The sequence below is a fragment of the Fluviibacter sp. genome (assembly GCF_057744235.1).
In genome coordinates, this window is record NZ_JBIJFP010000001.1 from 119384 (window position 1) to 131926 (window position 12543).

At 55.4% G+C, this 12543-nt stretch carries 13 protein-coding genes and 1 riboswitch; of the genes, 2 read left to right on the forward strand and 11 right to left on the reverse strand.

Features of this window, described 5'->3' with window-relative positions:
- Positions 1 to 5: 5 nt before the first annotated feature.
- The 11 genes from AC3GOJ_RS00545 to AC3GOJ_RS00595 form a co-directional block, all read right to left on the reverse strand.
- Positions 6 to 926, reverse strand: a complete 921-nt coding sequence (locus AC3GOJ_RS00545) for a DMT family transporter (protein WP_488235496.1) — start codon at positions 924 to 926, stop codon at positions 6 to 8.
- Positions 926 to 2146, reverse strand: coding sequence for a class I SAM-dependent rRNA methyltransferase (locus AC3GOJ_RS00550; protein ID WP_488235497.1), 1221 nt, complete (start codon positions 2144 to 2146; stop codon positions 926 to 928). Before AC3GOJ_RS00550 ends, AC3GOJ_RS00545 begins: the two co-directional genes overlap by 1 nt.
- Before the next feature lies 1 nt (position 2147).
- Positions 2148 to 3158 carry a tyrosine recombinase XerC gene (gene xerC / locus AC3GOJ_RS00555; protein WP_488235498.1) on the reverse strand — a complete coding sequence of 337 codons (1011 nt, stop codon included), beginning with the start codon at positions 3156 to 3158 and terminating at the stop codon, positions 2148 to 2150.
- Positions 3159 to 3177: 19 nt separating this feature from the next.
- Entirely contained in the window at positions 3178 to 3840 is a 663-nt protein-coding gene (locus AC3GOJ_RS00560; RefSeq protein ID WP_488235499.1) for a DUF484 family protein, read from the reverse strand.
- Positions 3837 to 4670, reverse strand: a complete 834-nt coding sequence (dapF, locus tag AC3GOJ_RS00565) for a diaminopimelate epimerase (protein WP_488235500.1) — start codon at positions 4668 to 4670, stop codon at positions 3837 to 3839. Before dapF ends, AC3GOJ_RS00560 begins: the two co-directional genes overlap by 4 nt.
- A 35-nt stretch (positions 4671 to 4705) precedes the next feature.
- On the reverse strand, positions 4706 to 5371 hold the full coding sequence (locus tag AC3GOJ_RS00570; RefSeq protein ID WP_488235501.1) for an amino acid ABC transporter permease: 666 nt from the start codon (positions 5369 to 5371) through the stop codon (positions 4706 to 4708).
- A gap of 2 nt (positions 5372 to 5373) precedes the next feature.
- Positions 5374 to 6102, reverse strand: a complete 729-nt coding sequence (locus tag AC3GOJ_RS00575; RefSeq protein WP_488235502.1) for an amino acid ABC transporter ATP-binding protein — start codon at positions 6100 to 6102, stop codon at positions 5374 to 5376.
- Between the two features lie 17 nt (positions 6103 to 6119).
- The gene (locus AC3GOJ_RS00580) at positions 6120 to 6767 is read right to left on the reverse strand and encodes an amino acid ABC transporter permease (RefSeq protein ID WP_488235702.1); all 648 of its coding nucleotides are present in this window, start codon (positions 6765 to 6767) and stop codon (positions 6120 to 6122) included.
- A 23-nt stretch (positions 6768 to 6790) separates the two neighbouring features.
- Positions 6791 to 7543, reverse strand: coding sequence for a transporter substrate-binding domain-containing protein (locus AC3GOJ_RS00585; RefSeq protein ID WP_488235503.1), 753 nt, complete (start codon positions 7541 to 7543; stop codon positions 6791 to 6793).
- A gap of 103 nt (positions 7544 to 7646) precedes the next feature.
- Positions 7647 to 8561, reverse strand: a complete 915-nt coding sequence (locus AC3GOJ_RS00590; RefSeq protein WP_488235504.1) for a lysophospholipid acyltransferase family protein — start codon at positions 8559 to 8561, stop codon at positions 7647 to 7649.
- Positions 8558 to 9478, reverse strand: a complete 921-nt coding sequence (locus AC3GOJ_RS00595; protein WP_488235505.1) for a lysophospholipid acyltransferase family protein — start codon at positions 9476 to 9478, stop codon at positions 8558 to 8560. The genes AC3GOJ_RS00590 and AC3GOJ_RS00595 overlap by 4 nt, the downstream gene beginning before the upstream one ends.
- 225 nt (positions 9479 to 9703) lie before the next feature.
- On the opposite strand from AC3GOJ_RS00595, the gene metK reads away from it, so the two are divergent.
- Together metK and ahcY are read left to right on the forward strand one after the other, a co-directional pair.
- On the forward strand, positions 9704 to 10867 hold the full coding sequence (gene metK / locus AC3GOJ_RS00600; RefSeq protein ID WP_488235506.1) for a methionine adenosyltransferase: 1164 nt from the start codon (positions 9704 to 9706) through the stop codon (positions 10865 to 10867).
- An 80-nt stretch (positions 10868 to 10947) separates the two neighbouring features.
- Positions 10948 to 11019: riboswitch (S-adenosyl-L-homocysteine riboswitch) on the forward strand.
- A 109-nt stretch (positions 11020 to 11128) separates the two neighbouring features.
- Entirely contained in the window at positions 11129 to 12538 is a 1410-nt protein-coding gene (gene ahcY / locus AC3GOJ_RS00605; RefSeq protein ID WP_488235507.1) for an adenosylhomocysteinase, read from the forward strand.
- Positions 12539 to 12543 lie beyond the last annotated feature (5 nt).

The window sequence follows — 12543 nt, forward strand, 5'->3', positions numbered from 1 at the left end:
AGACTTCAGACCAGAGATGAAGACAGGCGGCGTTCGCGGCGCCAACTGACAAACGACAATAAGAGCAGCCCTAAACCAATCAACAGGATACCTGCAATTTCAAAGCTGCTGAACGCCTCATTCAGCACCAGCCTGGAGCAAATGATGGCAATGACCGGAGTCCCTAAAACTAGAAGACTCGCTTCCCACGCCGGCACACGATCCAGAATTGATGTCCATAACCACCAGCAGAAAGCGGTGCTAATGAATGACAAAACTGTCAGAATCACGAAAAATTCAGGTGCCCAACGTACCGTTGGCTCATTGGCGATTGCGGCAATCACGCCCAGAGGAATGCAGCCAATCAGGTTGGACCATGCCGTCAGTGCGAGCAAACTGACCCGTGTGTGACGACGGAGTTTCTTGACCAGCACTGTCCCCATCGCCCAAAAGATGGCTGCACCAATCGCCAAGGCGTTGCTCAACCAGTCCGATTGTAAATGCCAAGGTTCGATGATGAAAAAAAGTCCGATTAATATGCCGAACACTGCAAACCATTGCCCGCCACGCACACGTTCTCCCAGCAGAGGCCAAGCCAGAAATAATGTCCAAATCGGCATGGTGTAAACCAGCACGGCTGTTTTGCCGGCAGCACCATAGTTGAGGCTCAATGTTTGCAGCAACATGAAACAGACGACCTGGCACAGACTGATCAGCAGCACCTCGCGCGCCATCGGCAAAGCCATCGGTTGACGCATCAGGCGCAGCGCGACGAAGAGCGCCAGGGCACCACCGAAAACGCGCATAAAGGTCATGGTCAGTGGCGGCGCAAAATCCAAGGCTTGCTTGGCAAGCACCCAGGTGTAGCCCCAGAGCAGAGAAAGCACCACGATACCCGCGGCTGACCAGAGCCTGGCTCTGGCAGTGGCGTCAACAGAGGTTCGCATTAGCTTGCTTCGACGAGCAACCCTTTCAGATACTCCCCTTCCGGCGCAGCCAGACCAACGGGGTGATCACTCGACGCCATCAGGCGCCGCAAAATACGCGCATCTCTTCCCGCATCAGAGGCGGCACTCGCAACAATCTTCTGGAAAAGCTCCAAACCGATGCCGCCCGAGCAAGAGTAGGTCATCATCAGCCCTCCCGGTGCTAGCAATTTGAATCCGAACAGATTAATGTCCTTATAGGCGCGAGCGGCCTGATCGGCATGGGCTGCCGAAGGTGCAAACTTCGGTGGATCCAGAACAATGAGGTCAAACTTCTCACCGGCCTTGTGATAATCGCGCAGCGCCTGAAAGACATCGGCATCACGCCACTCAGCAAGGCTGGCATCCAGATGCGGATTCATCGCGAGATTGGCTTTGGCCTGCTCAAGCGCCGGCCCAGATGAATCAATCGACATCACAGAGCTCGCACCACCCGCTAGCGCCTGCAAGGAAAATCCACCCGTATAGCAAAAGCAATTGAGCACACGACGATTCTTGGCCAGCGCACGCAGCATGAGGCGATTATCGCGCTGATCCAGATAGAACCCGGTCTTGTGACCGCTAATCACATCCACACCAAAGCGCACACCGTGCTCATCGATCTGCGGAAAGGCGTTAGCGGGGACGTCATTCAACCCTTTGGCAGCAATCCAGCCGGTCACAGGTTCCAAGCCTTCCAGCTTACGCACATCGGAATCCGAGCGTTCATAAATCTGCTTGCACCCGGCGGCCTGCACAATGCCAGCCACAATCGCGTCGCGCCAGGCATCGGCCCCGGCACTGGTGAGCTGTAGCACCACCGTATCGCCATAGCGGTCGGCAATAACGCCCGGCAAACCATCGGCTTCGCCATGAATCAGCCGCTCACCTGCGGGCTCGGGTTGTTCGCCACGCAGCACAGCCCAACCTGCACGGCGCGCCACCGCCTGCGCGACACGTCGCTTGAAGAACGCATGGTCAATCGTTTCATCCGGGTCAAAGGTCCACATCCGGGCACGAATTTTCGATTCGGGGCTCCAGGCAGCACGCCCCATCACTGCACCACGCTCATCCTCAACGATCACCGTATCGCCGGAGCGGGCACGCCCCTTAAGCGTGGCGACTGACCCGGCAAAAATCCAGGGGTGGCGACGACGAACGGAACCGGATTTACCGGACTCTAAAATCAGTGTGGCGGTCATGTTATTTCTTATCTTCTTGTTCGGGGTTAAAGCGCGTGGCATTGGCTTGCGCTACAGCCTCTTTGCTGCGATGCGCTCGTGGGTGCGCCTGGTCATACACCTGGGCCAGATGCTGAAAATCGAGGTGAGTATAAACCTGGGTCGAGGCAATGCTGGCGTGACCCAGCATCTCCTGTACGGCACGCAAATCGCCTGAGCCCTGCAACATATGAGTTGCGAACGAGTGGCGCAACTGGTGCGGATGCACACGCTGCGGCAAACCCTGTTGCTGGCCATGCTTCTGCAAACGCAGCTGAATCATCCGTGGCGTGATGCGCCTTCCCTGCTGCCCCAGAAACAATGCCGGCTCATCTTCTGCTTTGAGCAACTGCGCCCTCACGGCTAACCAGGCTTCAACGGCTTCCTGTGCCGTACGACCCACCGGCACCACGCGTGTTTTATTCCGTTTGCCCAAGACGCGCACTTCACCCTGGCGCAGGTCTGTCAGGCAATCCCTATTCAGCCCTACCAATTCGGACAAACGGATACCCGAAGAGTAGAACAGTTCGAAGATGGCCTGATCGCGACATTGCAAGCAGTGTTCACGCTCAGCGTTTTTGCCGGGTTGCTCAGAAGGGGCCGCAACATTCAGCAATCGAAAGGCTTCGTCCACCGACAGGGCATCTGGCAACCGTTTCGGGTGTTTGGGTGCGTGCAGACCCTCGGCCACGTTGGCATCAAGCACACCGCGCCGCGCCAGCCAGCGTAAGAAACCACGCCAAGCCGATAGCGATCGGGCAATCGAACGTCCGGACAAACCTGAGGCGTGCAATCGCCCAATGAAGCGTCGTAGATCGAGCGCCGTCAGTTCGGCCGGGGCTGCCGAACCCGCCAGCGACTGCAGGCGGCGCAGATCCCGTTCGTAATTGCTTAAGGTATGCGGTGACACGCGCCGCTGATCCCGCAGTTCTGCCAGCCAGTCTTCAGCACCTTGCCATAACGGCAGAGTATCCGCAGCAACGGTGCCGGTCATAACCTACAGCGACGACGGGTTAACCGCGAAGAACGCGGGCCAGGGTAGCAGCAATGACGTCACCGAGGCGTTCGATATAGGTTGTCCCCATACCTGCCACAAAGCGCTCGGCATCATCTGACGCCATGGCCAGAAGACCCAGCGTCTGGCCTTCAAAACGAAGCGGCACCAGCGCCATGGAGGCCAGTGCATCGTCTTCGCCACCGAACCAGGCGGCGACTTCACCGGTACGTACGCTGCCGGTCACCGGATGATGAATCCCGGCCACTTCCTTGATCAGCTCGGCGCTAACCGGCGTGCAGGATTCGTGCCCAAGATTTGCGGCCCCTTCGCCCCAGAGCCGTAATTTGGCCTGCGGCACCGCGAAGTCTTCGGCCAGTGATTTGAGTACTATGCCGATAATCTGATCCAACCGGCTGGCACCGACCAGTGCCACCGTTAGCTGGTGCATGCGAGCACCGAGCGCATCATTGCTTTCACCCACGCCCAGCAACTCGCCCAGGCGATGCTCCAGCAAGCGGTTCTTTTCGCGCAGCGTAATCATCTGACGCTCAGCCAAAGAAATCGTGCGGCCACTATAAGGGTGGGCAATCTCAACCTGATGGAAAAATTCCGCCTGCTCTTCAAAAAATTCCGGGTGGGACTTCAGGAACTCCAACACGGCTTCGGGCGTCATACTCATAACGAAATCTCTCCAGTAAAAACCGTCACGGCCGGGCCCGTCATAATGACCGGCTGCCCTGTACCCGCCCAGGCAATATTCAGATCGCCACCGCGTGTCTGCACACGCACCGGCGAATCGAGCAGACCACGACGAATGCCGGAGACGACAGCGGCGCACGCACCCGTGCCGCAGGCGAGCGTTTCACCCGCACCCCGTTCGAAAACGCGCAAGCGGATATTGTTGCGGTCAAGTACTTGCATAAAACCCGCATTCACCCGCTGCGGAAACCGCGCATGGTGTTCAATCTGTGGGCCCTGTACGGCCACCGGTGCGCTATCAACGTCTGCCACCACTGTCACCGCGTGGGGGTTGCCCATCGACACAACGCCAATGGTCAGCGTTGCACCATCCGGCAACGCCAAGGGCTGCTCTGCCGCATCGTTGTCTGACACAAACGGAATCTCGGCTGGCGTAAAACGAGGCTGCCCCATGTCAACGGTCACCAGGCCATTCGCTTCGAGACGTGGGTGAATGATGCCACGTTTGGTTTCCACCACAATGGCTGACTTCTCCGTCAGACCCTGGTCATGCACAAAGCGCACAAAGCAACGCGCCCCGTTTCCACACTGCTCCACTTCACTGCCATCGGCATTAAAAATACGATAACGAAAATCCGCGCCCGGCGATTGTGCGGGTTCAACCAAAAGCAGCTGGTCAAAACCAACGCCCATGTGCCGATCTCCCAGCGCCCGAATCTGCTCGGTGCTCAACGAGACATGCTGGCGCACGCCATCCAGTACGACAAAGTCGTTGCCGAGGCCATGCATTTTGGAGAATTTAAGTTTCATATTGAGCAGATTGTCCCCTGATATGCCACTAGACATCAACCAATGATGCAGATTTTCTTCTCGATTGCTCTGGCCACCAGGACTATGAGTGACACCACCACAAGATAAACGAGCGCGGCAAACAGGTAGGCTTTGAAGAATTGAAAATTAGTCGCAGCCAATTCCTGGACCCGGGCAAAAAACTCCGTGTACTGGATCAAAAAAGCCACCGAACTATCTTTCAGATTACCGATAACCTGATTAGTGAGTGCCGGCACTGATAACCTTAAGACCTGCGGTAAAGTGATATAGCGAAATACCTGTCCATGATTGAACCCTTGCGCCTCGGCCGCCTCTAACTCTGTTGAGTCCATGCCATTGTATGCAGTCGTTAAGTAAGCCGCATTGTATGCAGCGACGTTAAGGGTGAAGCCGATAAACGCAACGGTAAAGGGCGACATGCGAATACCCCATTGGGGCAGCCCGTAGTACATGAGGAACAGCAAGACAATCAACGGCATCCCGATAAAAAAAGACATGTAACTTTTGGTGATGCGCTGGATGACTGCATTTCGACTGATGCTGAGATAAAAAACGACAATGCCAAGCAACAGCCCGGAAATGCTGATTGCAAAAGCAAGATGTAATGTATCAACTAAACCGTTGAAGATCAGCGGCGCCTGTTCATTAAGATCCCGAAAGAATGCCGTCCAACCGCTCACGATCAATCCTTCTTACGGCTAAAAAAGGCTCGGGTTAACGGATCAGCGTGGGCTGATAGATGCTCTAAAGACGCTTCCGCTTTCACGACACCCTGATCGAGAAAAACGACGGTTTCGGATATGGCCTGCGCCAGATCAATATCATGTGTCACACAGAGCATGGTAACGCCTTCAGCATGCAGCTGCTTAATCAGAGCGCCCACTTCTCGAGACATGACCGGATCAAGCGCTGAAGTCGGTTCATCCAAAACAATCATTGCCGGATCCATGGCCAACGCTCGGGCCAGAGCTACGCGCTGCTTCTGTCCGCCCGATATCTGTCCGGGAAATTTGTGCTTATGCTCAAACATACCCAAGCGTTGCAACTGCTCTCCCGCCTTTTCTTCAGCGACCGATTTACCCATATGCTGTAACTTACGCAGGCCCAACGTAACGTTATCAAGTACAGACAGGTGGCGATAAAGCGCAAACTGCTGAAACACAAAACCGATTTTTTGGCGTAACAATCTTACATCGGTGGCAGGGCTGGTCACTTCAACGCCGTCAAACCGTATAGAGCCCGATGTCGGTTCAACCAACCGATTGAGACAGCGTAACAGTGTCGATTTACCGCACCCCGACGGCCCCATCACGACTTTAATTTCACCCGCCTTTACGTTGAGGTCAACCCCCGCCAGAACACGATGCTCGTTGAATTTTTTCTCTAGAGCCCGAATTTCTATTAGCGCCATGTCAACACCTTAATCATCTACAGGCTGGAAATGCCCGGGACTCTGAAGCTACGCTCCAGATATCTCACACCGACCAGAAGAACGCGATATATTGAGAAATACAAGATGCCCACCACTAAATAGATCTCTGCACCCTGCAGCGTCGTCGCTGTCAGGGTAATCGCTTCTTTGGTAATTTCGGGAATTCCGACGGTATAAGCAAAGGGAGAGTATTTAAGAACTGAGGTGAATTCATTAACCATGCCGGGCAGTGAGAAACGCAACATCTGCGGCATTTCTATGTGCAAAAAAATTTGTGTACGCGACATCCCCATGGCTTCTGCGGCAAGAGTTTCTATGGGGTCTACTGATGCTAATGCTCCACGAAAAATCTCTGCAAGATAAGCACTGGCGATCAATCCGAGACTGAGCGCCATCGCCACTAACGGGGGAACCTTGAGACCGATGCTGGGCAACCCAAAGTAGACCATGAATAGCAATACCAGCACGGGTATCCCACGCAAGAGATAGGTATAAACATCACAAGCCGTGCGCACAAGTGAACTGGACAAGTGCCGCAAGGCTGCCACGCCGAGACCGACAGACAAACCTGTCAGACTACAAACCAGCGTCACCAAAACCGTATAAACAATACCCCCAGCAAGATGCTGAAGGATATCGAGCATACTCACGGTCGATATCCCTGCAGTTACTGCATCGCCTTGTCAATGATCGCCTTGAGCTTTTCGGGACCTAGTTCAACCAAAAACTTATCGAAGTCATCACGTAACTTTGATCCCTTGGCAAACGCAAATCCGAGCACATCGAACCCCTTGAAAACATAGCTACTGTGTAGCGGCAGGTGCAGCTTGTTCGTGTAATTTGCTAAAACAGGGGCTTCGATAAATGCCAAATCGATGTTGCCGTTTTGCAGATCTGTCACCACTTCCGTGTACGTTGGATAGAGTTTGACCTGACTCAATGAATAGTAGCCCTTAGGCTCCAGCTCGTTCTTGATCAGATCGTCATAAGCCATGCCTCGTGGATAACCGATTTTGTACTGTTTCAGCTGAGCAAGATCAGTGATTTCTATGTGTCGACTATCAAGACTGACCAAATGCCATGCGTTATCGTAATAAGGCTGAGAGAAGTCCATGACCTCTTTACGCTTGGCGGTAATAGAAATTCCGGAGAACGCGACATCAGCTTGGCCGCTAGAAACGGCACCGAGCATGCCCTGCCAGTCATAACTGGTAATTTTCATCGTGCAGCCGCGTGACTTACAATAGGCACTAAAAATATCGTAATCGGCCCCCATGATCTTGCCGTCTTTTTCATAAAGCATCGGTGGCGACGCGGGCGATACCGCAACTCGAATCAACTTGGCATCGTCTTTATTCGAGCACCCATTGAGCACCAGACTGCACAACACAAAAACAGCGAACCAGAACTTTTTCATCATGAATCTTCCTAAATTTGTGGGAGCAGACCTAGCTAAACTCTCGGCATAGCGACACTGTTGTTCAGTATAGACGAAGTGTTCAAACTAAGGCGTCCCGCGCGATCTAGCGGTGGTGCTTGCCGTAAACGCTCGGCTCGCCTTCGGGTCGCGTTTTGAATCGTTTGTGCAGCCAGAAATACTGGTCCGGCATCTGCAATACCCACGATTCGATAAATTGATTCATGCGGGCCGTATCTTCTTCAACGGAGGCACCCGGAAAGTTTTCCCACTCTTCGGTGTAGTAGGACTCATAGCCATCCGGTACCATCTTGGAAACAATCGCAATCACCCGTGCGTTAGTCAGCTGCGCCAAGCGCGACACGCCGGTGACCGTGGCCGCAGGGAATCCGAAGAATGGCGCAAAGACCGCATCTTTCGGCCCGAAATCCTGATCCGGCAGATAATAGAAAGGGGTACCGCGCTTCATGGCCTTCACCACTTTGAGCAGACCATCCTGACGGGATACCAGCACCGGGTTGGTAAATCTGTTTCGGCCGTGCAGCAGCATATAGTTAAGCACGGGGTTCTTCTGCTTGGCGTACATACTGATCCAGGAGCCCATCATCGAGGCGCGCGTGCCGGTGGCATCCAGCCCCACGAAATGCGGCGCCAGCACCAAAGTCGGTCGGCCATCATCACTGTAGAGGCGCTCTTCATTATGCTGACGCACGATGCGGCGAATACGTTTCTCAGAAGCAAACCACATGAGCGAACGATCCAGCACCGCCTGCGCAAAGCGGATGCAGTGTTTGAACACGAGTTTCTTGCGTTCACTATCCGGCATATCCGGAAAACACAGCCGTAAATTAGTCAGCGCTACAAAACGCCGTTGTCGTGCCAGCGCCCAGAGGATGGTGCCAAAGAATGCACCAATCAGACGGATAACGCGCAGCGGCAACTTGGAAATCAACCAGACCAGCGCAATCAGCAGCCAGCTCGGCAGGGTTTTTAAATTAACAGGGGGGCGTTGATTATTCATAAAGGCTTTTCTGGCGGCTGCTCACTTGAGCCGCGCGGGGTCTTATAACGGTTGTAGCCCCAGAAATACTGCTCAGGATAAGAGGATATCAGCTTCATCAACTCCTGATTAATAGCGGCGGCTGTTGCCTCCAGATCATCCACCGGTAACGGGCTCGATGGTGGTCGGCAGCTGAGCACAAAACCCCGCCCTTTCGGCAGTCGCTCGGCACAGGCGAAGATCACGCTGGCGCCTGTCTGAGCCAGTCTGGCCGCCAGCGTCATCGTATAGGCCGGCTTACCGAACCAGGGGAGCCAGGCCCCTTGCCCGGCAGGCGGCACCTGATCCGGTAACAGCCCCACCGATTCACCCGATTTCAACGCACGGATCAAGCGGCGCACCCCGGACAAATCCGCCGGGGCGATCTGCATACCAGGCCGCGTGCGCCCAAAACGAAGTATCGATTCCGCCCAACGCTGTCTGGGCGGACGGAACAACACCGTGATGGGGCTGGCATCCGGCTGACTGGCGGCATACTGCGCCGTGATTTCAAAGCACCCCAGATGCGGCGTTAGAAAGAGGATGCCTTTGCCCGCAGCGCGAGCCGCCTGCACATGTTCCCATCCGTCTATCCGCTGTAATGTTTTGAGCGTTTCCTCGCGCGGGTGGAGCCAGAGCCAGGGCAGTTCGAACACGGCCTTGCCGGACTCCGCCTGGGCGCGAACACTGTGTAACCGCACCGCATCCGGACCCAAAGCCTGCGTGAGATTGGCATCAAATAGACGGCGGAAGCTGGTCGAACACAGATAAACGAGGCGCCCCACGACCGCACCCATCGCCTGCAACACCGGTAACGGCAGGCGGGCCAGCCAACAAACCAGGCTCAGATAGCAACGATGCTTCAACGACAAATTGTCAGGCGTTTGTAATCGAGACATAAGACGAACTATTGCAGGCTATTGACGCAAATGACTTTTACACCGACAATTATCGCAGACCGCCGAGTTAATACGACAACTTGCAGGGCGGGGCAGATCAGAAATGATCGCCGAATCTGCTAAAGCGTCCCTCGCTCGAACCGATCCCCGGAGCAGGACACGCCCCACCAGCAAAGCATCGCTGGAACAAGTCCACCGGGGATTTGTTGTTTCTGGAGTATTCAAATGAGCGAGTTTCTCTTTTCATCCGAGTCCGTCTCGGAAGGCCATCCCGATAAAGTTGCGGATCAGATCTCTGATGCGATCCTCGATGCCATCCTGGCCGAAGACCCTAAAGCCCGTGTTGCCTGCGAAACACTCGTTTCGACCGGCCTTGTCGTTATCTCTGGTGAGATCACCACGTCGGCCCACATCAACTACCGCGAAATCGCACAAGACACCGTGCGTCGTATCGGTTACGACAACTCCGACATCGGCTTCGACTACAAGTCGTGCGCCATCCTCACCGCCATTAACCGTCAGAGCCCGGACATTGCCCAGGGCGTGAACGAAGGTGAAGGCATCGATCTGGATCAAGGCGCGGGTGACCAGGGCCTGATGTTCGGTTACGCCTGCCGCGAAACTCCGACGCTGATGCCGTTCCCGATTTTCTACGCGCACCGCATCATGCAGCGCCAGGCCGACTTACGTCGCGATGGCCGTCTGCCTTGGCTGCGTCCGGATGCCAAGAGTCAGCTGACCGTGCGTTATGTGGACGGCAAGCCCGTCGCCATCGACACTGTGGTGGTCTCGACCCAGCACGATGCTGATGTGACCCACAAGCAGATCGAAGAAGCCGTGATCGAAGAGATCATCAAGCCGGTACTGCCAGCCGAGTTCATCAACGACAACATCCGTTACCTGATCAACCCAACCGGCCGTTTCGTGGTCGGCGGTCCGCACGGTGACTGTGGCTTAACCGGCCGCAAGATCATCGTTGACACCTACGGTGGCGCTGCCCACCATGGTGGTGGCGCTTTCTCGGGTAAGGATCCATCGAAGGTTGACCGCTCGGCTGCTTACGCCGGTCGTTACGTGGCCAAGAACATTGTGGCCGCCGGTCTGGCCGACAAGGCTGAAGTTCAAGTTGCCTACGCCATCGGCGTGGCTAAGCCTGTGTCGCTGATGGTCAACACTTCCGGTACCGGCAAGATCTCGGATGAAAAGATTGCCGCACTGGTGGCCGAGCACTTCGACCTGCGTCCGAAGGGCATCGTCCAATCACTGGATCTGCTGCGTCCGATCTACTCGAAGACCGCCGCTTACGGCCACTTTGGCCGCGAAGAGCCGGAATTCACCTGGGAATGGACGGACAAGGCTGACGCCCTGCGCGCTGCCGCCGGCCTGTAAACCCCGGTAAGCCATTGATCCCGGACGCCTATTTGGGCGATCCGGGATTTTTTTCGCGCAGATTCTGGTACAATTCTCCCCATTCCGAGGAGCGCTGCGACGCAGAGTTTTTCTGCTGCCAGGCTCGGACTGATTAACTGCGCTCACCTGACCAACCTGCGGGGTTGGTGGATCAGGTGAAGACCGCAGAACATGCAACACAAGTTCAACGGTTTCCTTGCTTGATTCACGCCCGCTTTGCTTTAGGGAAAAGGAAGCTCTATGAACGCAACACAAAAAGATTACGTCATTGCCGACATGTCGCTGGCCGACTGGGGTCGCCGCGAGATTCTTATCGCCGAAACTGAAATGCCGGGCCTGATGGCGATCCGCGAAGAATTCGCCGCCACCCAGCCACTGCGTGGCGCCCGCATCACCGGTTCGCTGCACATGACCATCCAGACCGCCGTACTGATCGAAACCCTGCAAGCCCTGGGTGCCGAAGTGCGCTGGGCCTCGTGCAACATCTTCTCGACACAGGATCACGCTGCCGCCGCTATTGCTGCTCAAGGTACGCCGGTCTTTGCCGTTAAGGGCGAATCGCTGGAAGACTACTGGGATTACACCCACCGCATTTTCGAGTGGACCGACGGCGGTTACTCGAACATGATTCTTGATGACGGCGGCGATGCCACCCTGTTACTGCACCTCGGTGCCAAAGCAGAAAAAGATCAGGCCGTGCTGAACAATCCGGGCAGCGAAGAAGAGCGCATCCTGTTTGCCGCCATCAAGGCCAAGATCGCTGTTGACCCGACCTGGTACTCCGACCGTTTGAGCAAGATCAAGGGCGTGACCGAAGAAACCACCACCGGCGTACACCGTTTGTATCAGATGCATGCCCGTGGTGATCTCAAGTTCCCCGGCATCAACGTCAATGACTCGGTCACTAAATCGAAGTTCGATAACCTATATGGCTGCCGCGAATCGCTGGTCGATGGCATTAAGCGTGCAACGGACGTGATGATTGCCGGCAAGGTTGCTGTGGTTGCCGGGTACGGTGATGTAGGCAAGGGCTCAGCACAGGCACTGCGTGCACTGTCGGCCCAGGTCTGGGTCACCGAAATCGACCCGATCTGCGCCCTGCAAGCTGCCATGGAAGGCTACCGCGTTGTCACGATGGAATACGCCGCTGAACACGCCGACATTTTTGTCACCACCACCGGCAACTTCCACGTCATTACCCATGACCACATGGTCAAGATGAAGAACAACGCCATCGTCTGCAACATCGGTCACTTCGACAACGAAATCGATGTCGCTTCGATCGAAAAATACCAGTGGGAAGAAATCAAGCCACAGGTTGATCACGTGATCTTCCCGGACGGCAAGCGCATCATCCTGCTGGCCAAGGGTCGCCTGGTGAACCTGGGTTGCGGCACAGGTCACCCGTCGTACGTAATGAGCTCGTCGTTTGCCAACCAGACGATCGCCCAGATCGAACTGTGGACAGAACGCGACACCAGCAAGTACCCGGTTGGTGTTTACACACTGCCGAAGCACCTGGATGAAAAGGTCGCCCGCCTACAGTTGAAGACACTGAACGCGCAGCTCACCGAGCTGACCGATCAGCAAGCAGCGTATATTAGCGTTAACAAGGCTGGCCCTTACAAGCCAGAACACTACCGCTACTAATCCAA